Genomic DNA, 24,044 nt, shown 5'->3' on the forward strand with positions numbered 1-24,044 from the left:
TTTAGTTTAGATAGAAGTTGTTCTTTTTGCTTACGGTTTATAAGCATTAATTCCGTTCGAAGCTGTATTTGTTTTCCGCAATCATCGCGTCGGCAATCCGTCGGCGAATTTCCTTCAGGTTGATCGGCTCAATTTTCGTAAACCGTTTCAGGCCCATCAGCATCACGCGCAATTCATCGCCCTCGGCGAAGGACGTAATGGCCGCCCGGCCCGCGTTATTGACTTTTTCCACGGCCCCGTGCATGTACGTCAGCGCAAGGTCTTTCTGCAACGCGACGGCGGATTCGCCCCGGGCACTAATCAATTTTTCCACCCGCAGTAAAACGGATTCGGCTACGTAGGTTTCGATGACCATGTCGGCCAGATTCATCAGAACTTCCTGCTCCTCCGACAGCTTCATCATGAATTTCTGAACGGCGGCACCGGCCACCATCAGCACGGCTTTTTTGAGATTCCGAAGCACTTTTTTCTCGGCCGCGAACAGGACTTCCTCTTCCTCGGCGTTGAAATCCGGAATCGACATAATTTCTTTCGCCACCGCCATAGCCGGTCCCATCAGATCAAGTTCGCCCTTCATGGTCCGCTTCAGGATCATATCAACCGTCAGCATCCGGTTGATTTCGTTGGTCCCTTCAAAAATCCGGTTGATTCGGGCGTCGCGGTAAGCGCGGTCCATTGGGGCATCGGCCGAGTAACCCATCCCGCCGTATACCTGCACCCCTTCATCTACCACGTAGTCGAGCACTTCCGACCCGTGTACTTTCATCATGGCACATTCGATGGCAAACTGCTCCAGCGCCTTCAGTTTGGCGTCGGCGTCGCTCATTCCGCTGGCTTTCAGGCTTTCGATGAGGTCGTCAATGTTCTGTCCGGCGCGGTAACAGGCCGTTTCGCAGGCATACACTTTCACAGCCATCTCAGCCAGTTTGTGTTTGATGGCACCGAAGCTGGAGATGAGCGTTCCAAACTGCCTGCGCTCGTTGGCGTACTGAACCGCGTTGGTAATGACTTTTTTAGCCCCGCCAACAGCCGCTACGCCCAGTTTAACCCGGCCAACGTTCAGGATATTAACGGCGATTTTAAAGCCGTTGCCCCGCGTCGAAAGCAGGTTTTCAACGGGTACTTTGCAATCGTTGAAGAAAAGCTGGCGGGTATCGGAACCTTTGATGCCCATTTTGTGCTCAGGTTCGTTCATGGTAATGCCCCCGAAATCCTTCTCAACCAGAAAGGCGCTGAGGTTCTTGTCGACCTGCCCGGAGCCGTCGTCAATTTTGGCAAAAACAATGAACAGATCGGCAAAGCCGCCGTTGGTAATCCACATTTTCTGCCCGTTGAGCATGTAATGTTTACCGTCTTCCGACAAGCGGGCCCGGGTCTTGGCCGAGTTGGCGTCCGAGCCCGAATCCGGCTCCGTCAAACAGTAGGCCGCTTTCCACTCACCGGAAGCCAGTTTGGGCAAATATTTCGCCTTTTGCTCTTCATTCCCGTAGTAAACGATTGGCAAGGTACCGATGCCCGTGTGGGCCGACAGTGCCACGGAAAACGAATGCCCGGCCCCCGTTACTTCGGTTACGAGCATCGACGTATTGAAGTTCATGCCAAAACCACCGAACTCTTCGGGCACCGAGGTTCCCAGCAAACCAAGTTCACCGGCTTTATCCATCAGGGAAGCGATCAATTCCGGCGATTTCGCGTGGTCGATTTCGTCCAGGCGGGGCCAGATTTCACGTTCCAGAAATTCGCGGCATGTAGCGGCAATCATTTGTTGCTCTTCCGAGAACTCTTCAGGGATAAACACCTGCGATGCGGCCGTTTCCTTGATTAGAAACTCACCACCTTTGATCGTTGCTTTATGTTCCGTAGCAATCATGATGTGTAGGTCGAATTGGGTTTTTCCAGGCTGAAATTGATTCTTTCTCTGTTCAACAAATGTAAAAAATGTGTATATAGTATGCAAGCATACGAAATCAAAAAATTACGTTAACAGGCTGTTCAACGCTTTACATTTTCGTGTTTTAAGGCTCTTTCTGTCTTTGGTTTGTTCCAGCCGTTTCTCCCGTATTTCTCACTGATTCTAGGTAGTACTCAAAATATTTATATATTTGCTTGTACACGTATATTTTAACTGTATATTCGTTTGCATTTGTATACGAACAATTTGGAACATGACCCGGAAAAACACGTTTAAACAAGCGCTGTTTACGCATTTCCTGAATTCTATACCCATAAAATGGGCGTTTTTAGCAAGTTTAATCTTTCTTTTTCATGCCCAGTTCATCCGGGCGCAGGGCGTCCCCCGAATCGGAAATCACCTGGAATTTGCCGGTATAACCATCCATCTAACCGAAACGACCCAGCATCTGGTGCAGCAGGAAGCCGAGCTGCTTTACGTTAACCGCGCGCTGGTTACTTCGCGACTGGAGCGAATGAATCTTTACCTGCCCATTATCAAGCCTTTGCTTGCCCAGCATGGCCTATCCGACGATTTCCTGTTCCTGGCTCTTGATGAGTCAGGCTCGGCAGCAACGCAGGCCCCTCTGCCTTTCTGGGCCTTTAATCAGCTAACTCATCAAAGCCTCCGGGTGGATGCGCACGTTGACGAGCGGCTGCATCCGGTGCGGGCCACGCTGGCGGCCATTACGCGCTTAAAACGGCTTTACGGCCAACAAGCAAACTGGATAGCAGCACTTCATCGGTACGGTCAGATGCCGGGCTCTGACACCACCGGGCTTACCAAAAAGGAACTGATGGATGGCAAAACGTACGCCCTGACCGACTCCCGCGATGCACTTTTGATTCGGCTGCTGGCGTCGAAAATTGTTCTGGAGCGAGCCTTGTCGGTCTACCACCCCCAGAAGCAGATTGCCTTGTTTCCGTATGAGGAAACAAGAGGAAAACGCCTGTCGCAGATTGCCAGCTACTGCCAGGTCAGCGAAGCTGCCGTTTCGGCATACAACTCGTGGCTGAAGGCTACCACCGTGCCCGAAAATGAAGACTACACGGTTTACGTCCCGGTTTCGCTCGAGCAATATGCCGAGTTGAAACAAAAAACGGGGCGCCTGGAAGAAAGTCCGGTGGTTTTGGGGGATGCCGGTTTTCCGGTTTTGCGAAAAGATTCAGCCAATTCCCAGGAGCAGGGCAATCCGTTTTACTGGATCAACGGAAAAAAAGGGATTCAGGCCCGGCTGTTTGACAACCGGATCACGCTAGCTTACCGGGGCAAACTCAAAGTCCGGAAGTTCGAACAGTACAACGACTTGCAGGGGGATCGCCCGGTGGTGCCGGGAGAAATTTATTACCTGCGAAAAAAGAGCAAAAGGGCCGCCGTCCCGTTTCATGTGGTTCGGCGCGGGCAATCGCTCTGGGCCATTGCGCAGCAGTACGGTATTCAGCTCCGGAAACTGGTTAACTATAATGACATCAATCCGGAGCAGCAACCCGCCGTAGCCCGGATTTTATGGTTGCAACGGAAACGCCCAGCTACCGTGCCGATTGAATACTACCGATCGCCCAAACAGCCCGGCGAACCTCAGCCGATCAGCAACACCGAGCCGGTTCTGGCCGTTACGCAGCCGGATTGGAATGCAAACAAGTCGATCGGGGCGGAAGCTGGTCGGCTTGTTAACTCCGGGCAGCCCTTGGTTACACCCAGCAAAACAACCCTGACTTCGTTAGATAGCCTGATTGCTGCGCTCAACAAGCCCGACATTCCTCCATTTCGTTCAGGAGCAACCAAGATGATTCAACCCGCTAGGGCAGCAGAACCCGCCGTTTCGGAGAAAAAAACCGCTGAAACACCGGAAGAAGTAAGTGGGCCGCTGATTATACATACGGTCGAGAGAATGGACACGTACGCCACCGTGGCCCGAAAATACGGTGTGACCGTCCAGGAATTATACGTCTGGAACAATTTATCCGCCGGGAAACCCCTGCGCGTGGGCCAGTCGTTGCTGATTGATCGGGCAATGACGCCCGTTAAAACCGGAATCGTGCCACTCGCGGCCAGACCGGGCACCGTAAAACCACCGATTGCGAAACGAGCAGGAGCCCCTTGGTCGAAATCTACGGCGGTAACATCACCGGTTACCAAACCTGTCGCAGCGCCAACATCCGCTCACTCAGTCACCGAAATCATTCATGTTGTGCAAGCGGGTGAGAACATGTACCGGATTGGCTTACGGTATAAAGTAAAGCCAACCCAAATTCAGCAGTGGAATAATTTACCGGATCTGACGGCGGTTGTTGGTGCGCGGCTGGTCATTCGAAAATAGAGAAGGGAACCGGTGGGGTCCCCTTCTGGTTAAAGCCGTTCGAAAATACCGGCGACGCCCTGCCCACCGCCGACGCAGGCCGACACCAGACCGTATTTCTGATTCTGACGTTCCATTTCGTTCAGGAGCTGCACCGACAAGCGGGCCCCCGTCGAACCCAGCGCGTGGCCTAACGCAATAGCACCACCGTTCGGGTTAATTTTGCTGCGATCCAGACCGAGTTCCTGAATAACGGCCAGTGACTGGGCGGCAAAGGCTTCGTTGAGTTCGATCTGGTCAATATCATCCCGCTTCAACCCGGCTTTTTTCAGTGCCAGCGGAATCGCATTAACCGGTCCGATCCCCATGATGCGCGGTTCCACCCCGGCGGCCGCGTACGACATCATCCGGGCCTTGGGTTTCAGCCCCAATTCGTTCACCAATTGTTCGGACATGACAATCACAAACGCGGCTCCGTCGGAGGTTTGCGAGGAATTTCCGGCCGTCACCGAACCGCCAGCGGCAAACACCGGTTTAAGCTTCGTCAAGGCTTCAACGCTCGTGTCCGCGCGCGGGCCTTCGTCCTGATTGACGGTCCATTCGCGGGTTTTCTTCTTGCCCGCATCCGCGTCGAAATAAGTTTCTTTTACCGTGATTGGCACGATTTCGTCCTTAAATTTTCCGCTTGCCTGAGCCGCCAGTGCTTTTTGGTGCGATTGATACGCGAATTCATCCTGCGCTTCCCGGCTGATCTTAAACTGATCGGCTACCTGCTCGGCGGTCAGTCCCATGCCGATGTAATAATCCGGATGTTTCTGCGCAATTTCAAAGTTGAGGGCGGTTTTCCAGCCCATCACCGGCACCAGCGACATCGACTCGGTTCCTCCGGCAATGATGCAGTCGGCCAGCCCGGCGTGGATTTTAGCCGACGCAATGGCGATGGCTTCCAGGCCCGATCCGCAATACCGGTTGATGGTCATGCCCGGCACACTGTTGGGCAGCGATAGCAGGGCCACGTAACGGGCAATCTGCATGCCCTGCTCGGCTTCGGGCACAGCGTTCCCAACGATCAGGTCGTCCACGCGGGCGGGATCGAAATCCGGTACTTGCGCCAGTAAATGCTTGATGACTTCTGCCGCCATGTCGTCCGGGCGGGTGAGTCGTAATCCTCCGCGGGGTGCCTTCCCGACGGCGGTTCTATATCCAGCTACAATGTATGCGTCCATGTTTGACTCTGTCTTTTATGACGAAAAACAAATTTTACTCCTTGTATAATTCAACAAAACGGTACGTTAGAATCTTTCCGTCAGCGGTTAGCAATGGTAAATTTTTCACGCGTGAAGTAGCAACGATTAGCTGATCCGCCGGATCGTTATGAAACTCCCCGGGTAGATTACAGGCATCCAAAATAATTGAACGTTCCAACGGAATGACGGTAATACCCGAATAGTCAATCGCATTGGTCAGCCAACCGGATACAGATTCTGATAAGTCAATTCTATTTTTCTCTACCAACTTGGCTAATTCCCAACAGGAAATAGCATTAATAAAAATATCCGACGGAGGCAAACCATCGAGGAACTGAAGCGTAGTTGGCTTCAACCGTTCCGGTGCCTGAATCCACCAAATCCAAATATGTGTATCTAACAGAATCATTTACAGTCATTGAGCGGCTTCCCAATCCGATGCATCAGTGGCCTGCCCAAACGGATCGTCATACCGCAGCGGCTTACCCCGAAGTGGAAAGCGGACTTCATTGGTGGGTAGGTCTTCCGACTCATCTTCCAAAATAATTACTTCTACTTTTCTACCTTTTTTTAAAGGCAGATTACGTAAAAGCAATTCATGATTCTGGGTTAACTCCGTTCGAATCCGTATGGCATTCATAGTTTCAACTGTGTTTTCGCTTTGAAAATACCGTTTGATAGAATGATAAAGGAATGTCTCGCGTCTAGGATATCAATTTCTCGGTGGCTTACCTCCCTGCAATAATCCCTGCATCCGTTCCAGCGTCTTTTTCTCGCCGGTTAGCGATAAAAAGGCTTCCCGTTCCAAGTCGATCAGGTATTGTTCGCTAACGGTTTGCGGGGTGCTCAAATCGCCCCCACAAATCACATAAGCCAGTTTTTCGGCAATCTTCTGGTCGTGTTCGGAAATATAACGGCCCATGCGCATGGCCGTAATCCCAGCTTTAAACAACGCAATACCGGTTTTTCCCTGCACCTTGATGTCCTTACGCGGTTTCGGCTGCGTATAGCCGTTTTCGGCCAATTCGATGGCAACCTGCTTGGCTTCGGCGATCAGACGGTTACGGTTCAGCACAATCTGAGCCGTGGGCAGCAGGTAATTCATCTCGCGGGCTTCCTGCGCGGAAGTCGACACCTTGGCCGTGGCAATGTTCATGAACGTGCTTTGCAGAATGTTCAGTTCCGGGTCGCCCGTCTGGTAGAGATCGCTGGCGCGGGCGGCCATCTCCTTTGTTCCGCCCCCCGCCGGAATCAGTCCAACACCCACTTCCACCAGCCCCATGTATAGCTCCGAATGCGCCACCACGCGGTCGCAGTGCAGATTAAGCTCGCAGCCTCCACCGAGTGCCAGCGAATGAGGAGCACCCACCACCGGAATGGCCGAATACCGCGCCCGCAGCATGGTTTGCTGGAACTGCGCAATCATCAGGTTAATCTCATCAAATTCCTGCTCGATGGCAAACATAAACAAAGTCGCCAGGTTGGCACCCGCCGAGAACGCTTCCGCCGATTCATTACCGATGACCAGCCCCCGAAACTCTTTCTCGCCCAGACTGATGGCCTTATTGATGCCTTCAATTACCTCGGCGCCCATCGTGTTCATCTTGCTCCGAAATTCCAGGTTCAGAATACCGTCGCCCAGATCGTAGAGGACCGAACCGGCGTTTTTCCAAACGACATTATCCGAGAAATTCTCCAGCAATATGAACTGCTCCGTGCCCGGAACGGCTTGGTAACTCTTCGTGGGAATATCATAGTATTTCCGAACCCCGCCCTCCACTTTATAGAAGCTCTCAAAACCCGCTTCGAGCATGTCGTACACCCACCGCGCCGGTTTTTGTTCCATCGACTCGATCAGCTCAATGCCTTTGCGGACTCCAATGGCGTCCCAAGTTTCAAACAAGCCCAGTTGCCAGCCAAAACCGGCGGTGATGGCAGCATCGATGCGATACAGTTCATCGGCCACTTCGGGAATGCGGTAGCTGGCGTAGCGGAACTGATCGGCGAACGTCCTGCGGTAAAACTCCCCGGCCTGATCCTGACCCGCCAGCAGGATCGAAAACCGTTTTTTCAGGTTATCAATGCTCTTGGTGCCTTCCAACGTCGCGAATTTGACCTTCTGCGACGGCTTGTACTCGAACGTTTTCAGATCAAGGGCCAGAATGACCGACTGGCCTTTTTCGTCCTTGATTTTCTTATAAAATCCCTGACCGGTCTTGTCGCCCAGCCACTTATTTTCCGTCAACTTCTGAATCACCGGCGGCAGCTGAAAACCGTCTTTCGATTCGTCGTCCTTCAGCGCTTTCAGCAGATTGCTGGCCACGTTGACCGTCGTGTCCAGCCCGACTACATCCGATAGCCGGAACGTTCCCGATTTCGGGCGACCTACCACCGGGCCTGTCAGCTTGTCAACCTCTTCCACCGTCAGCCCCATTTCTTCGGCCACCCGGATGGTTTGAATCATGGCGTAGATACCCAGCCGGTTGGCGATGAACGCGGGCGTGTCCTTGCACAAAACCGTTGTTTTCCCCAGGTATAAATCGCCGTACTTCATCAGGAAATCGATGATGGCTGGGTCGGTATCCGGGCCGGGAATGATTTCGAGCAGCCGCAGGTAACGGGGCGGATTGAAGAAGTGTGTGCCGCAGAAATTCCGCCGAAAATCCTCGCTCCGGCCTTCGGTCAGCAGGTGCATCGGAATGCCGGAGGTATTGGATGTAATCAGCGTACCCGGTTTACGGTATTGCTCCACCCGTTCGTACAGCGACCGTTTGATGTCCAGCCGCTCCACCACCACCTCAATGATCCAGTCGTACTTACCAATATCCTGCAGATTATCGTCGAAACTACCGAGCGTAATCCGGCTGGCAAACTTCGGGCTGTACAGAGCCGCCGGGCTGGCTTTCAGCAGATTCTGAAAAGCATCGTTCACGATTCGATTGCGAACGGCCGGTTTATCGAGCGTCAGCCCTTTGGCTTCCTCGGCGGGTGTCAGGGCATTGGGAACGATGTCCAGCAGCAAGACTTCGACGCCGATGTTGGCGAAATGGGCAGCAATCCGCGAGCCCATAATTCCGGAACCTAAAACGGCTACCCGGCGAATGCTACGGTTTCTGGCGGCCGAAGCCCGGCCTTCTAAGTGTGGTTTTGAAAGGGTTGTTTGCATAGCGTTTGGGAAAATCTAAACGGGTACCGGGCCGACTCCATCGGTCGCCCGCGCCTTTGTGGAATCGGCTTAAGCTGCGGGAAGGCCGTTAACTCCGTCTTATTCGGGACTACTCCCGTTGAAACAGTTATTTGAGTAATCTCAGGCTCGATTACTTCATCAATAATTCATCGATTGCGTTGGCCTTTAGCTTGGCGTTTTCGTCGTCAACCAACCGATTGATTTCTTTCATGACATCGAAGAAAACGACTAGTTTTTCGAGCGGAATATTCTCCCGAATGACGTTGTTAAACTGAATAACGCCTTCACGGGCGATTTCACGCTTTTCCTTGCCGGTGTCCGTTAGCAGAATTCGGACAAACCGTTTGTCATTTTCATCGACGACCCGCCGAATCCAGCCGCGCTCCTCCAGGCTCTTTAGCATCCGGACAAGGCTGCGGGGTTCCATGCCCAGCAACGGGCCGATTTTTGTAGCCGGGGTTCCCTGCTCGAGATCGATATTCAGCAGCACAAAACCAATGGCCATCGTCATATCGTAACGGGCTGCGTAAGCGTTGTACATGCGCGAAATGGCGTGCCAACCCGTTTTAATGTGAAAGTCGACGGTTTTCTCCTTCTTCATTGCCGTATAATTCCTTCTGAAAGAGTAAGGAATGTAAAGCTACACTATTTAGAAGGTATTATGCAAGCATACTGTTAAAGAATAAGCGAAAAAATAGCGTCAAAACAAGTGGATTTGGGACAATTCAAAGAAGATTTTCTTATGGCTTACTCTTCGAGCAGGGCGATCGTCCCTTTAGCTCCGACGGCCCAGCACCGGCCGCTTTCGCAGGAAATGGCGTGAAAAGCGGAGTCGTCAATTTTGGTCCAGGTTTTGCCAAAATCATCGGTGTAGCCGGTTCCCGACGGCCCGACGACGACGATCCGTTTGCTCGTCAACCGCCCGACACCTTCCTTCAGGCCGGGCGGGTTGGTCGGCGTTCCGGCCGTCCAGGTCTTGCCCGCATCGGTTGTGACGGCAACGTTTGACCACTCGGCTTTCTCGTTTTTATAATCCCCACCGACGGCCATGCCATTTTCACCCGTAGCATCAAACCAGAGCCCAAAGATTCCGGCCGTCGGCCCGGCCGGGATGGTTGTTTCTGTGACCTGCCAGTTGGCCTCGACCGACGGAGTTGAATAAATTCGCCCCTTGCCCGTACCGCCCGAAGCGATCCAGGCCCGCTGGTAGTTGTAGGTTCTCCACTTGTAGCCGCGTGTGATCAGGCTCGTTCCGCTGGCGGCAAAAGCGGCTTCACCCGGTTGCAGGAGTGGCAGTTTATCCGGCGAAACCCGCTTCCAGGTTTTGCCGCCGTTTGTGGTAGCCAGAATATACCAGGTGCCTCCGACCGGATCGCTGAATACCAGACCTTCCCACCGGTTCCAGAAATCCATCGAATCGAAAAACACCCCGGCCTGTCCGGTCTGGTAAATCAGTTTCCAAGTTTTACCGCCGTTGCTGGTCCGGTACAGCCGGGCCTGGCCTTTTTCGGCGGGTCCGGCCGCCATCAGAATAGCCTCGGTGGCACTGAATGCCTGAACATCGCGGAAGTCGCAGGTTTCCGCTCCGGGTACGGTTCCGGCCTGCCAGGTTTTACCGCCGTCGGTTGTCCGGACAAACGTACCCTTGCTTCCTCCCACCCAGACCACCTTCCGGCTAACCGCGCTGACGGCCCGGAAGTTAGCGTCGGTTCCGCTGGATTGGGGTTGCCATTGGGCAAATAAAACGGACGGAAACAGGAGAAGCCAAAGCAGTTTCATACGGTAAAAGCGCGGTTTTAACTGGGTAAAATAGCAATACAGAACGATTTCGCAACCCAGACTGTCAAATGCAGCCTACTTTTGTCAACGGCATTTTCGTGAACGGTTAAGTGTTTTCGCACCGCTTCACGTATGTTTGTCCGGATTGTAACAACAACTAATTGAATCACTCATGAAAAAGATTTTCTCCCTTATCCTTGCTCTCGGCTGGAGTGCCTTGACTTACGCACAGACGCCGGAAAATACGGTTTCTGCCAAAATTAACGGGAAAGAATGGCAGGCCAAAGCCCAACGCTTAAATCTGCCGTTTACGGGCGTCAAGTACCTGGCCATTGCCGGGATGAACGTGAATCCGGATGTGCAAACCTGGATTCGCTTCGTGTACGTCGATCAACTGAAACCCGGAACTTACGAGGTCATTTCGGAAAATGACCGTGAAATGGACAAAAAGGCCAAAGAAGCCAACGGCAACGTCATGTGGGCGTTTGTGGATTATACGGAAGAATCAAAAGGGCTGGGCCACGCCTTCCGCGACGGCGAGTCGTGGAAAGGGACGGTAACGATCACCAGCGTCACGGACAACAGCATCGAAGGAACGTTTGAAGCCACCCTGAAAGAAGTGAATTATAAAAAGCGGGCGCTGGCAACGGTTTCCGGCTTCGGGCTGCGGCAAAACCTGGAAGACAAAGCCATTACGGCGGCCGGGGGCGGTATGCTGACCAAGTCGGGGCCGCACGATCACGATAACACCAAACGCGTTGAAGGCAGCGGTGAAATCACCATTACGGACGGTAAATTCAAGGTAAGCTGGGGAAAAGAAACCGCCAAGAAAGGTAAGTAAAGTCTATCTGTCCCATATCATGCCCCCGGATCGTTTTCCTGATCCGGGGACTTTGTGTTTTCAGGAGTTTCAAAACCGGTAAAAAGAGCCTGATACGGATGGGTTGGTAAAGGCCAAGCAACCGCACAATTTTGACTTTTCCGCGGATACTGGCTATATTTCAGGCAGAATCTTTGTGATTTTCTTCAGTAATCCTAACCCTCCATTTCGTATGAGTACTTCCCGTCGAGACGTTCTGAAAATGACTGGCATGGCACTGGCCAGCAGCGTTTTGCCTTCTGTAACGATTTTACACCCCCAGCGTTCATTTGCCGGAGTCAACACCGATACCCTCAAAGTGGGGCTGATCGGCTGCGGGGGCCGGGGGTCGGGTGCGGCCGCCCAGGCGCTGAAAGCCGATCCGAATGTCGTTTTACACGCCGTTGCTGACATCTTCAAGGATAAATTAGAAGACTCGTTAACAAATTTGCGGAAAGTCCACGGTGATAAGGTAAAGGTTGACGAAGAGCACAAGTTCATCGGCTTTGACGCTTACAAAAAAGTACTCGATTCGGGCGTCGACGTTGTCATTCTGGCCACTCCGCCCCATTTCCGTCCCGAGCAGTTGATGGCGACCGTTCAGGCCGGAAAGCACGTCTTCTGCGAAAAGCCGATGGCCGTCGATGCCCCCGGAGTGCGCAAGATTCTGGAAGCGGCCAAAATTGCCAAGGAAAAGAAAATTTCGCTCCTGTCGGGCTTCTGCTGGCGGTTTCACGAGCCAAAGCGGGCCATTTTCGATAAAATTCAGGACGGTGCGATTGGCGATGTCATCACCGTTTATAACACCTACAACACCGGCACGGTCTGGTCGCACCCCCGCAAACCGGAGTGGAGCGATGCGGAATACGTGTTCCGGAACTGGTACTACTACACCTGGCTGTCGGGCGACCACCTGGTGGAGCAGGCCATCCACAGCGTCGACATGATGTCGTGGGCTTTCGGCGACAAACTGCCCCTCTCCGCGGCCGGAACCGGTGGCCGGCAGGTTCGCACCGACCCGAAATACGGTAACATCTACGACCACTTTGCCATCACGTACGAATACGAAGACGGTGCCAAAGGATTTCACTTCAGCCGTCAGCAGGTCAACTGCGAAGGTAGCTACATGTGCGAAGCCTTGGGCTCCAAAGGCCGGGCCGTTGCCAACGTTTCGCGGAACGTTCACGAAATTACCGGGCGGAAAAAATGGAAATACTCGGGAGCCGCCAACGACATGTACCAAACCGAACACGACGAGCTGTTTGCCGCCATTCGGAAAGGAGAGCCGATCAACCAGGGGGAATACATGGCGAACAGCACCTTGCTGGGAATCATGGGACGGATGGCAGCCTATACCGGGCGCCGGATCACGTGGGACGAGGCCATGAACTCCACCGAGAAGCTAGGACCCGACACGTATAGTTTTGAGATGACACCCCCGCTTGCGGAAGTCGCCAGACCCGGTATTACTACTTTTTCCTAAAACCCATGCAACGTAGAGAATTTCTGAAAAACGGCTCGCTGGCCGCTATGGGCGGTTTTGCGGCTATCGAATCGCTGCCCAATACGCCCAAACCATTCGTAAATCCACCGGCAAAATCCGCATTAGCCCAGCCTATGGTTAAAAAAAGCCTGAAGTGGGGGATGGTAAAGGAAGATTTGTCGGTACTCGATAAATTCAAACTGCTGAAAGACCTGGGCTACGACGGGGTGGAACTCGATACGCCCAACGACCTCGATATGAAAGAGGTGCTGGATGCCCGCGACAAGACCGGTCTGGAGCTGCCGGGTACGGTCAACTCGTTTCACTGGAAATCGCCGTTGTCGGACCCGGATCCGAAGGTACGGGCGGCCACGGTGGAAGCGATGAAAAAATCGTTGCAGGACACCAAGCAGTACGGCGGCACGACGGTTTTGCTGGTTCCCGGTGTGGTGAAAGCCGAGATCAGTTACGAAGATGCTTACAAACGCTGCCGGGATGAAATCCGGAAATTGCTGCCGGTGGCCGAAAAAACCGGGGTAAAAATTGCGTTTGAAAATGTCTGGAACAGCTTTCTGATCAGCCCGCTGGAAGCCGCACGGTTTGTCGATGAGTTCAAACACCCAATGGTGGGCTGGTATTTTGACGTGGGCAACATCCTGCGGTACGGCTGGCCCGCCCACTGGATCGAAACCCTGGGCAAACGGATTCTGAAACTGGATGTAAAGGAATACAGCCTTAAGAAACAGCAGGACGAAGGACTCTGGAAAGGGTTTAACGTTGAATTTCTGGAAGGCGACTGCAACTGGCCGGAAGTTAATAACGCACTCCGAAAAATCGGCTATTCCGGTTGGGCTTCAGCGGAGGTGAATGGGGGAGACCGGACCCGTTTACTTACCATTCGGGAAAAAATGGATGCGATCTTTAAAGCGTAGAATTCGCATTAAATTTATATTAAATCAGCTTAAATTGGACAATACCTAGCCTGCGAAGGCTATGAATGTAAACTAAAAGCCCGCAGGATTCGTTAATTATAGGAATCACTAACCTATAATTAACGACTTTCTGTGAACTTACGGTTTTTTGCCTGGATTGTGGCGGTTGGAGTTGTTTTTGGGATGACAGGCTGCACCAAAGACACAACCATTACCCCCGAAGCACCTGTTACAGGTCCCCCCTCGAAGGCCGATCAGCCGGTCAATAACTGGATTCTGGAAAACATGCGGGACGTGTATTACTGGGCGGATAAAATTCCGGCCAACCCGGATTCCACGCTGGACCCCGAATCCTTTTTCTACTCGCTGCTCTACGATTACAACAACAAAGCCAATCCCGAACGCGACCGGTTTTCGTGGATTCAGGAGAACGTTGACGAACTGAAATCATCGCTGAGCGGAGAAGAAAAAACCACCGGGCTGGAAGTAAAATATTACCTTCGGTCGCAGGGTTCTACGGATGTTATTATGCAGGTGTTGTACGTACTGCCCGGTTCTCCGGCGGCTAAAGCCGGTCTGAAACGGGGCGACATCATCACGTCCGTCAACGGTCAGAAATTGACCACCGGCAATTACGCATCCCTGTCTACCGAACCAACGACCTTTAACTACGGTCTGGCAACGGTGGAAAGCGGCAAAATTGTTGACACGCAACTTGTGAAAACAACGACAGCTGCCGTTTTTCAGCAAAATCCGGTGTTGCTGGACTCGATCTATACCATCGGAAGCAAGAAAATTGGCTACCTGGTTTACAACCAGTTCATTCCGGGTCCGAACGGAAGCGCAACTCCCGTTTACGACCAGAAGCTGGAGCAGATTTTCAGCAAATTTAAAGCGCAGGGCGTCAACGAGCTGGTCCTCGACTTGCGGTACAATCCGGGCGGCTACGTGTCTTCATCGGTCAAGCTGGCGAGTATGATCGGCAAGGGAATCAACACCACCAAAACGTACTACCGCATGGAGTACAACAAAAACATCATGGCCGCATTCAACCGGGCGGGCCAATCGGACAGACTGATCACCCGTTTTGATAGCAAACCACAGAGCATTGGTGCTAATCTCTTGCGGCTTTACGTTCTGACTTCGGGGGGGACGGCCTCAGCCAGTGAATTGATCATTAACGGCTTGCGGCCCTTTATGCCGGTGATTACGATTGGCGAAACCACGTACGGCAAAAACGTAGGTTCTGAAACGATTGAGGACGAAACCGGTAAAATCAAATGGGGGATGCAGCCCATTGTTTTCAAGTCGTTCAACGCCCTCAACCAGTCGGATTACTCAACGGGATTCGTTCCAACGATTGAAAAAGCCGAACCGCTGCAAATTAAACCGTTGGGTGATGTGGAAGAAACCTATCTAGCGACGGCGCTGGCCCAGATTACGGGCAACTCGGCGCGTCTTTCGGCGGAACGCGGACCGAAACTGCCGACAATTGGCTCATCGGTGGAACGCCGGGCCGGTGGCAGCAATATGTTCGTTGAACGGAGTAAGATAAACCTCTAAGAACCAGACTGCTCATTCAGAAAACAAAAACCGTCCTTCGCGACGGTTTTTTGTTTTCTGGTACTACCCGAAATACCGGCCTGAAGCGATAACCGGCCAATCTCCCGTCGGCTGCGTGAAGAGGTACGTCCAGCACCCCACAAAACCGTTCTCGGTTTGCACCGGTACAACGGCCCTTGTATATTCGTCGCCTTCGTACGCATCGAGCGCGTTGAACAGTTCGGATGCCGTGGATGCCGAAAAAGTATAGAGTTCACCGTACACAAAACCGTCGGCTTGGCCATCGTAAACAGCGCCGGGATACGCACCAAGATTGTACAACCGACCAGGAAAGCACCCCGTTCCAATCCGCTGGCTGCGCTGGCGGAGATACTGCGCCATTGGCACTTTTGACGCATTTAACAGCGTTCCGTAAACAAAAAGATGGGTAACCGGTGTTGCAGAAGTAGGCATTCGGTAGGCTTTTTTCGGATGATATTTGTAAATTTAAACTTAAAAGTAGTCTGGCCCCACGTCCGACCAGTACACTCATCAACCTATGTACGACAAAACGATTGGAACCAAACAAAAAGCGCTACGGATCAACCTTGACCGGAGGATCTACGGCTCCTTTGCTGAAATTGGGGCCGGGCAGGAAACGGCAGCGATGTTTTTCAAGTCCGGGGGCGCGTCGGGCACCATTGCCAAAACCATATCCGCCTATGATATGACGTTCAGCGATGCGATTTATGGCCACGAAGAAAGTGGCCGGTACGTGGTCGAATCGCGGCTGATTAAAATGCTCAATAAAGAATATAGCCTGATGGAAAAGCGGCTGGCTGAACAACGTGGTGAAACGACCACGTTTTTTGCTTTTGCCAATACCGTCGTGGCCCTCAACTACCAGAAAACCAACGAAGCACACGGCTGGATTGGGCTACGGTTTCAATTGGAGCCGAAAGCGCCCTACAACGACGTAATCATCCACGTCCGGATGCGCGATAACGAAAATATCCTGCAACAACAGGCCCTGGGCATTATTGGTGTCAACCTGATTTACGGCTGTTATTACTACTACAAATCGCCGGAAACACTGCTGCTGTCGCTGATGGATGATCTGTCGCCGGAACGAATTGAAATTGACATGATCCGGTTCGACGGGCCGGATTTTACCGCTGTGGACAACCGGCTGATGAGTCTCTACCTCGTTCGGAACGGTTTTACGAATGCCGCCCTATTCGGGCCGGATGGGAAGGTGCTGCAACCTTCCGAAGCACTTTACAAACGCCACATCCTGCTGTTGCGCGGACGGCTGCGGCCCGTAACGAATGTACATTTGGATATGCTCAGCAACGGCTACAAGCAGTTTCTGGAAGAACCGGACATTGACCCAACCCGGGTCGTGACCGTTGCGGAGCTGACGCTTCACAATCTGGCGGCCAATGTTGACCACGGTATCGACGAAAAAGACTTTCTCGACCGCGTCGACATTCTGTGTTCACTGGGTCAAACCGTAATGATTTCGAGCTTTCTGGAATACTACCGGCTGGTGGCTTACCTGGCGCGACTGACCCGCCTGAAAATCGGTCTGATCCTCGGCATTCCGAATCTGGAATACATTTTTGAAGAACAGCATTACAAAAATCTGCCCGGCGGAATCTTGGAGTCGTTTGCCACCCTGTTCAGCCGGAAAGTAAAGCTTTTCGTTTATCCGACGCTGCTGTCTGACGGTGTGATTTACAAGTGTCAGAATTTTAAATTAGAACACAACCTGCAACCGTTGTACCAATACCTCGTTGCCAACGACAAAATCGAGGACATCACCGACTACAACGAAGAAAACCTGCACATCTCGACCGACCGGGTGCTGCAAATGGTTAAAGCCGGTGAAGATGGCTGGGAAGTCATGGTACCCGAGGGAGTCGCCAAGATCATTAAGGACAATTGTCTGTTCGGTTATCCGTGCGAAGTTAACTACCAGAACATTCCGCGACCGCTGCAAACAGCAACGGAATCACCTTCCTCGTGATACCAGATTGCGGAATTGACGGGGCTTCCCTGTGGATAACTCCGGTAAAAATCGGGGTTATCCACAGTTTCTTCTGGCCGCTGGCTGGCGCTTGAAACCGTTATCCACAAAGCTCCGGATTATCCCCGAAGTTATCCACAATTGGTCTGTTGGGCTAGTACACACGCATGTTTGACGCGAACATTAATGTGGTCATTTGAATCCAAATCAAAATAGTTCTATTTTGCCGCTCTTTTAGCCTAAATCACGCTCCCGAATGAACCACCTTCAACCCGCTGATTACGCGGTGTTCCTGCTTTATTTCCTTGTTGTTTCGGGTTACGGATACTGGATTTACCGTCGCCGGAAATCCACCGAAACCAATACCAAAGACTTTTTCCTGGCCGAAGGGTCGCTGACTTGGTGGGCCATCGGTGCCTCCCTGATTGCGTCGAACATCTCCGCGGAACACTTCATCGGCATGGCCGGATCAGGTTTTGCCATGGGTCTGGCCATTTCCTCCTACGAGTGGGTCGCGGCCGCTACGCTAATCATCGTTGCTGTGTATTTTATCCCGATTTACCTGCGCAACCACATTTACACCATGCCGCAGTTTCTGGCGCAGCGGTACAACGACACCGTCAGTACGATTCTGGCCATTTTCTGGCTGGTGGTTTACGTGCTGGTCAACCTCACGTCGATTCTTTACCTGGGCGCTATTGCCATTGAATCGCTGGCCGGTATCTCGTTCACGACCTGTACCATCGGCCTGGCGCTTTTTGCCATTGTCATTACACTGGGCGGCATGAAAGTTATCGGCTATACAGATGTGATTCAGGTGGTTGTTCTGGTCTGCGGTGGTCTGGTAGTGACCTACCTGGCGCTGCAACTGGTGGCCGACAAACTGGGGTTGGCCGGTGTCTGGAACGGCCTGCTGTCGCTCCGTACCCAGGCCGACTCACATTTTCACATGTATTTTCCCGAAGGTCACCCGCATTATTACACCTTGCCAGGCATGGCGTTGATTACGGGCGGCATGTGGGTCAACAACCTGTCGTATTGGGGTTGTAACCAGTACATTGTGCAGCGGGCGCTGGGCGCTGACCTGAAAACGGCCCGGAGCGGTATTCTCTTTGCGGCTTTTTTGAAGCTGCTGATTCCGCTCATCGTGGTCATACCGGGCATTGCCGCTTACGTCCTCTACCAGAACGGTACGTTTCAGGAAGCGATGACCGGCAGCAACGGCGCAGTTCGGCCCGATAATGCCTACCCGGTTTTGATGAATCTGCTGCCGACGGGCATGAAAGGGCTGGCCTTTGCGGCTTTGACGGCGGCCGTAGTCGCGTCGCTGGCGGGCAAGTGCAACAGCATATCCACGATCTTCACGCTTGACATTTACAAGAAGTTTTTCGACAAGAACGCGTCGGAGCAGAAGCTCGTCCGGGTCGGTCGGTATGCCGTAGTTGTGGCGTTTGCCATCGCCATCGTCATTGCCCCGATGCTGCGGTCGTTCGATCAGGTTTATCAGTACATTCAGGAGTATACCAATTTTGTTTCGCCGGGCGTTTTCGCCATTTTCCTGCTCGGATTTTTCTGGAAACGCACCACCACCCGGGCGGCTCTGGTGGCGGCTATTCTCAGCATTCCGCTGTCGGTATTGCTTAAATTCTGGCCGGAAGTAACGAACGTATTTGGGGTTCAGGCGGCTGAAATACCGTTTCTGCACCGCACGATGCTGGTTTTCTGCCTGGATATTGCCCTCATGGTTGTTGTAACCCTGACCGACCCGGCCAGTCATCAGAACAACAAGGGCCTAGCCATTGACAAGAAGATGTTCCACGTGACACCTTCCTTTATTGCGGGTTCCGTTGTCATCCTGACGGTGCTGGCGGTTCTGTATACAAACTTCTGGTGACGGCCGCTTTCATGGTATAGTCAAAACGGTTCTAATTTAAATCTAATCAACCCTTAATCATATTATCAGAGTTATTTCGTAGATTTCTTAAAAAGATCGACGATGAAAACTCTATACTTTTTATTACTGGCTTGGCCTGTGGGAGTATGGGCACAACAAACGGAATCCTTAAAACCAATTGAAACGGTTACCTACTCTGTACCACTTTACACCCAATATGGCTACCGGCCCCACTATACCTCCAACTATCTGTACGACGGTATTGAAGTCCGCCGACCCACGGACCTAGGAAAATATATCCTGGCGTCTGGCGACCCGGATGCCATTCGTGAATACCGGCAGTTCAAGGGTGGCCGCGAACTGGGCGCTGGTCTGCTGGTGATGGGTAGTGTTACAACTCTTGTTGGGATGGTTATTACGGCGAGTCCAAAAGAAACACCGGCTCAGAACAATGTGCCTAAGCTGACGTATTACAATGGCTTGTGGTACGGAAATGGAATGGCTTATTCGAGCAACCCCTATGCGGATAAGGAGCCGAAAAAAGAGGTTCGCAAAGGCGGAATAATTACTATGACAACCGGTCTCAGCGCAATCCTGATTGGAGCCCTTGTCCGAATGCCGGGCTTCCATTTCCGACGTTCTATTCAGTATTACAACAAGTCGCTGCGAACCAAAGACGTTTCCATTCGGATCGAACCACGGTATGATTACACCAGCGCGGGAGCGGGGCTGGCCGTGCGGTTTTGAAAATGAGTGGATTATCCAGATTTTTTAAGATGGTTTTCCTGATCTATCCGCAATTCTCCCTATTTTTGCACCCAATTTTTAAGAACAGTTTCACTTAATTAGTTGGACAAAATGAAAATTGCAGTAGTAGGAGCAACCGGCCTGGTCGGTGGCGAAATCCTGAAAGTGCTCGAAGAACGTGACTTCCCGGTAACGGAACTGATCCCTGTTGCGTCTGAGCGCTCGGTGGGTAAACAGGTTACGTTTAAGGGTAAACCGGTTACGGTTGTGAGCTTCGAGGATGCCATCGCGGCCAAACCCGCTATTGCGATTTTTTCGGCCGGTGGTAGCACGTCGCTTAAACTGGCTCCGCAGTTCGCCGAAGCCGGTATCACGGTCATCGATAACTCCTCAGCCTGGCGGATGGACCCAACCAAAAAACTGGTGGTTCCGGAAATTAACGCCAATACGCTGACGCGGGAAGACAAAATCATTGCCAACCCCAACTGCTCAACCATTCAGATGGTGGTGGTGCTGAGCCCACTGCACAAAAAATACGGTATCAAACGCGTCGTTGTTTCAACGTACCAGTCCGTAACCGGAACGGGTAAAGCCGCGGTTGATCAGTTGTTTGCCGAGCGTTCGGGCGATCAATCCACCGAAAAGGTGTATCCGCACCCCATCGACCTCAACGTGTTGCCCCACATCGACGTCTTCCTGGACAACGGCTACACAAAAGAGGAGATGAAGATGGTGAACGAAACCAAGAAAATCATGGGCGACGACTCGATTCAGGTAACGGCCACTACCGTCCGGATTCCGACCATTGGCGGACACTCCGAAGCCGTGAACGTGGAGTTCGAAAATGATTATCAGGTAAGCGATGTGTTTAACATTCTGAGCGAAGCCGAAGGCGTTATTGTTCAGGACGACCCAAAAAACTACCTGTACCCGATGCCGCTGACGGCGCACGGAAAAGACGAGGTGTTTGTGGGCCGGATTCGTCGCGATGAGAGCCAGCCGAACGCCCTCAACCTGTGGATCGTTGCCGATAACCTGCGCAAAGGAGCCGCAACCAACGCGGTTCAGATTGCTGAATACTTAGTCAAAAACAATTTGGTCTAACAGCCTGTTATACAACTTGAAGCCTGTCGGTTCAAAACTGACAGGCTTTTTTATTTACGGCCATTTTACTGAAAAAGCCGTCTTCTTAAGGTTTTTACGAGCTCTTATCTTTGAGAAGCAGCATAATTTTTCAACTGATGGCCTTTTAAACGTGATTTTTAAGAGAACTAAAAGTTTTTGAAACTAAAGATTACCCATTCTCCCTACCCGATAAATACAATTTTACATTCCGCACAATGAAGACATATTCGGTTACTTTGTTAACGATTTTGGTGGGTGTGTTTCTGGTTAGTACCGTCTATGCACAGCAGCCGACCCCGGTCTCCAATGCCATGATTGAGGGCATCGGACTGGAAGCCGACACCACCCGGCCAGCAGCAGCACCAACCCGCCCGGACACCACCCAGTATAACGTGGCCGACCGCCCTGATACGGTTCGCTCCCTAAACACCCAGCCCGTTGCCCAACCGGCCAGCACGACGACCGCACCGACCACCAACGCCCCGGCAACTCGCCAGGCTCAGAATACGGCCCCTCCCGTGGTGGGAAGTGGGAAAATCAGTGGAAAACTGGTGACCCCCCAGGCCGGAAAAAACCAGCCCGTCGAATTTGCCAGCATTGGCCTGTTTCGTTCGCGGGATTCAAGCTCCGTGACGGGCGCGCTGACCGACGAAAAAGGATTTTTTCAAATCGCGAATCTCGCACCGGATGCCTATTACATTCTTATTCAAAGTCTGGGGTTTGCGGCCAAACGCATTCCGCGCATTGTACTCAGTGACGACAGGCCCACCGCCGATCTGGGCAATATTCTGCTGACTGAAACGGCCAAACAACTGCAGGAAGTGACCGTTCAGGGCCAGAAACAGGCGTACGAATATTCGCTCGACCGCAAGATTGTTAACGCCGATCAACTGCCTATTGCGCAGGGTGGATCGGCCATTGATATTTTGCAGAACGTTCCGTCGGTAACGGTCGACGTTGACGGCACGCTGAGTTTGCGGGGCAGCAGTAACGTCATTGTGCTGGTCGATGGAAAACCGTCGGGCCTGACGGGGCTGGACCGGCAGGCAATTCTGGACCAGATTCCCGCCAGTAACATCGAGCGCATCGAGATGATTACCAACCCGTCGTCGCGCTTCGATGCCGACGGAGCCGCCGGGATCATTAACATCGTCCTGAAAAAAGAACGCGGACCGGGTTTTAACGGCAATGTGCAGCTCAACGTCGGAACCCGTGACAAATACAACGCGTCGATCAACCTCAACTCACGGTTCAAGAAACTTAACCTCTTTAGCAGCTACAACTTCCGGGCCGACCGGCGGTTTCAATACCGGATTTCGGACCGGCAGAATATCTTCGAGGATTCGGTAAGTTACCTGTCGCAACGCAACGACGCCATCCGTCGGCGCGTCAACAACAACCTCCGTTTCGGCTTCGATTATTCCCTGTCGGCCCGCGACAACATCACGGCTGCTATTCTCTACCGGCCCGAATACAGCCGCGATACGGAAGTCGAAGTGTTCAATACCCAGAACGCCAACCGTGTTTCGCTGGGTCAAACCATCCGGACTACCGAAGAAACCGAACCCGAACGCGGTCTGGATTATTCGTTTGGTTACCGCCGGACCTTCGACAAGCAGGGCCGCGAGCTTTCGTTTGATGCGACCCTGTCCAACAACCGAAGCACCGAGTACCAGAATTTCAACAACACCACCAATTTACCGAAAAACCTGCTGACACCCAGTTTCCTGATCGGACAGCAGCGGGCAGACAACGGCCGTGACAACCGGGTGGCGGTGTTGCAACTGGATTTTGTGGAGCCGATGAAAGACAAAAAGAAGCTGGAAGCCGGTCTGAAGCACACTTACCGCCGACTGGGCTCCAATTATCTGTTTGAAAACCTCGTAAACGGCAGCTGGACCATCAATCCGGATGTTACCAACAACTTTATCTACGACGAACGAACGAGTGCCGCCTACGCCAATTTTGGCAACGAAATCCGGAAGTTCAGCTACCAAGTGGGTCTGCGAACGGAATACACCAGCATCGAAACCGACCAGCGAACCACCAACATTCAGAGCAAGCGCGACTACATTTACCTGTTTCCGAGCGTTTTCCTGAACTACAACGCCAGCGAATCGCAGAAAATGCAGATCAACTACAGCCGGCGCATCAACCGGCCTTCTACCTGGTCGCTGAACCCGTTTATCGACCTCTCGGACCCGCTGAACATTCGGTACGGAAATCCTGGCCTGAACCCGGAACTGATTAATTCTTTCGAAATCAGCCACTTACTGTACGGCAAAAACACAACGCTTACTTCTTCGCTTTTTTACCGCCAGACGAACAACGAAATCACCAGTTACCGCACCCTGCGCCCCGACGGCGTCACGGAGCAAACGTCACTGAACCTGAACCGATCGCAGAACTACGGTCTGGAGATCGTAGTGACCCAGGACCTTCTGCGCTGGTGGAAAGTCAACGGTAACTTCTCGTTTTTTCAGCGGAATATCCAGGCCGGCGCCGACATACCCGGTATTCTGACCCGTAGCAACCGGAGCTGGACCGCCCGCGTAACCTCGAACATGAATCCCAAAAAAGGCACCGACATTCAGGTTGCGCTCAACTACCGTTCACCGTTTATTGTGGCGCAGGGCACGATCAATGGCTTCTTCAACGTCGATCTGGGCGTTAAGCAGAGCGTCCTGAAAGGCCGCGGAACGGTTAGCCTCCGGGTGAGTGATATCTTCAACACGCTGCAATTCCAGAACGAGAGTTTCGGGACCAATTTTGCCGCTACCAGCCGCAGCAAACGCGAAAGCCGCATCGGTTTTATCGGATTCAGTTACCGCCTGAGCAAGCAGGTTGTCCGGGAAAAAGAACGCGACCAGGATCGGGAGCGGGATGACACGCCGGGTGAGAACGATTTTTAAGCGTATATTTACGTACCCACGGACCGAGTCGCGCAGATTCCGGTCCGGGTTTTAACCA

Annotated in this window: 18 protein-coding genes; 10 read left to right on the top strand and 8 right to left on the bottom strand. The window is 52.5% G+C overall.

All coding sequences use genetic code 11. The annotated features are described in order from the left end of the window. Window positions 1-46: 46 nt before the first annotated feature. Window positions 47-1,870, bottom strand: coding sequence for an acyl-CoA dehydrogenase FadE (locus OQ371_RS08115; RefSeq protein ID WP_265993286.1), 1,824 nt, complete (start codon window positions 1,868-1,870; stop codon window positions 47-49). A gap of 295 nt (window positions 1,871-2,165) precedes the next feature. Here OQ371_RS08115 and OQ371_RS08120 point away from each other — a divergent pair, with 295 nt between their 5' ends. Beyond that, window positions 2,166-4,271, top strand: coding sequence for a LysM peptidoglycan-binding domain-containing protein (locus OQ371_RS08120; RefSeq protein WP_265993287.1), 2,106 nt, complete (start codon window positions 2,166-2,168; stop codon window positions 4,269-4,271). A gap of 29 nt (window positions 4,272-4,300) precedes the next feature. Here OQ371_RS08120 and OQ371_RS08125 read toward each other — a convergent pair whose 3' ends face one another. The 6 genes from OQ371_RS08125 to OQ371_RS08150 all read right to left on the bottom strand — a co-directional run bounded on the left by OQ371_RS08125 (window position 4,301) and on the right by OQ371_RS08150 (window position 10,463). Beyond that, the gene (locus tag OQ371_RS08125; protein WP_265993288.1) at window positions 4,301-5,476 is read right to left on the bottom strand and encodes an acetyl-CoA C-acyltransferase; all 1,176 of its coding nucleotides are present in this window, start codon (window positions 5,474-5,476) and stop codon (window positions 4,301-4,303) included. 34 nt (window positions 5,477-5,510) lie between these two features. Continuing rightward, window positions 5,511-5,906 carry a type II toxin-antitoxin system VapC family toxin gene (locus OQ371_RS08130; protein WP_265993289.1) on the bottom strand — a complete coding sequence of 132 codons (396 nt, stop codon included), beginning with the start codon at window positions 5,904-5,906 and terminating at the stop codon, window positions 5,511-5,513. Window positions 5,907-5,912: 6 nt separating this feature from the next. Beyond that, window positions 5,913-6,092: a hypothetical protein gene (locus OQ371_RS08135; RefSeq protein WP_265993290.1), complete on the bottom strand. Its 180-nt coding sequence runs from the start codon at window positions 6,090-6,092 to the stop codon at window positions 5,913-5,915. Window positions 6,093-6,209: 117 nt separating this feature from the next. After that, complete coding sequence (locus OQ371_RS08140; RefSeq protein WP_265993291.1) at window positions 6,210-8,663, bottom strand: 3-hydroxyacyl-CoA dehydrogenase/enoyl-CoA hydratase family protein; 2,454 nt, start codon at window positions 8,661-8,663, stop codon at window positions 6,210-6,212. Window positions 8,664-8,814: 151 nt separating this feature from the next. After that, window positions 8,815-9,285 carry a MarR family winged helix-turn-helix transcriptional regulator gene (locus OQ371_RS08145; RefSeq protein WP_265993292.1) on the bottom strand — a complete coding sequence of 157 codons (471 nt, stop codon included), beginning with the start codon at window positions 9,283-9,285 and terminating at the stop codon, window positions 8,815-8,817. A gap of 146 nt (window positions 9,286-9,431) precedes the next feature. Beyond that, complete coding sequence (locus tag OQ371_RS08150) at window positions 9,432-10,463, bottom strand: WD40/YVTN/BNR-like repeat-containing protein (RefSeq protein WP_265993293.1); 1,032 nt, start codon at window positions 10,461-10,463, stop codon at window positions 9,432-9,434. A gap of 172 nt (window positions 10,464-10,635) precedes the next feature. On the opposite strand from OQ371_RS08150, the gene OQ371_RS08155 reads away from it, so the two are divergent. The 4 genes from OQ371_RS08155 (at window position 10,636) to OQ371_RS08170 (ending at window position 15,300) form a co-directional block, all read left to right on the top strand. Further along, entirely contained in the window at window positions 10,636-11,304 is a 669-nt protein-coding gene (locus OQ371_RS08155; protein WP_265993294.1) for a hypothetical protein, read from the top strand. A 211-nt stretch (window positions 11,305-11,515) separates the two neighbouring features. Continuing rightward, window positions 11,516-12,805 carry a Gfo/Idh/MocA family protein gene (locus OQ371_RS08160; RefSeq protein ID WP_265993295.1) on the top strand — a complete coding sequence of 430 codons (1,290 nt, stop codon included), beginning with the start codon at window positions 11,516-11,518 and terminating at the stop codon, window positions 12,803-12,805. A 5-nt stretch (window positions 12,806-12,810) separates the two neighbouring features. After that, window positions 12,811-13,737, top strand: a complete 927-nt coding sequence (locus OQ371_RS08165) for a sugar phosphate isomerase/epimerase family protein (protein WP_265993296.1) — start codon at window positions 12,811-12,813, stop codon at window positions 13,735-13,737. Between the two features lie 132 nt (window positions 13,738-13,869). Then, on the top strand, window positions 13,870-15,300 hold the full coding sequence (locus OQ371_RS08170) for a S41 family peptidase (RefSeq protein WP_265993297.1): 1,431 nt from the start codon (window positions 13,870-13,872) through the stop codon (window positions 15,298-15,300). Window positions 15,301-15,363: 63 nt separating this feature from the next. On the opposite strand, the gene OQ371_RS08175 is transcribed toward OQ371_RS08170, so the two are convergent. Then, window positions 15,364-15,753, bottom strand: a complete 390-nt coding sequence (locus tag OQ371_RS08175; RefSeq protein WP_265993298.1) for a gamma-glutamylcyclotransferase family protein — start codon at window positions 15,751-15,753, stop codon at window positions 15,364-15,366. Window positions 15,754-15,838: 85 nt separating this feature from the next. On the opposite strand from OQ371_RS08175, the gene OQ371_RS08180 reads away from it, so the two are divergent. The 5 genes from OQ371_RS08180 to OQ371_RS08200 all read left to right on the top strand — a co-directional run bounded on the left by OQ371_RS08180 (window position 15,839) and on the right by OQ371_RS08200 (window position 23,986). After that, a complete protein-coding gene (locus tag OQ371_RS08180; RefSeq protein ID WP_265993299.1) occupies window positions 15,839-17,308 on the top strand; it encodes a TonB-dependent receptor in 1,470 nt (489 codons plus the stop codon). 256 nt (window positions 17,309-17,564) lie between these two features. Further along, a complete protein-coding gene (locus OQ371_RS08185; protein ID WP_265993300.1) occupies window positions 17,565-19,202 on the top strand; it encodes a sodium/sugar symporter in 1,638 nt (545 codons plus the stop codon). Window positions 19,203-19,340: 138 nt separating this feature from the next. After that, entirely contained in the window at window positions 19,341-19,949 is a 609-nt protein-coding gene (locus tag OQ371_RS08190) for a hypothetical protein (RefSeq protein WP_265993301.1), read from the top strand. Between the two features lie 111 nt (window positions 19,950-20,060). Then, the gene (locus tag OQ371_RS08195; RefSeq protein WP_265993302.1) at window positions 20,061-21,053 is read left to right on the top strand and encodes an aspartate-semialdehyde dehydrogenase; all 993 of its coding nucleotides are present in this window, start codon (window positions 20,061-20,063) and stop codon (window positions 21,051-21,053) included. A gap of 236 nt (window positions 21,054-21,289) precedes the next feature. After that, window positions 21,290-23,986, top strand: a complete 2,697-nt coding sequence (locus tag OQ371_RS08200; protein ID WP_265993303.1) for a TonB-dependent receptor — start codon at window positions 21,290-21,292, stop codon at window positions 23,984-23,986. Window positions 23,987-24,044 lie beyond the last annotated feature (58 nt).

It is taken from the genome of Larkinella insperata (genome assembly GCF_026248825.1).
Classification (GTDB): Bacteria; Bacteroidota; Bacteroidia; order Cytophagales; family Spirosomataceae; genus Larkinella; species Larkinella insperata.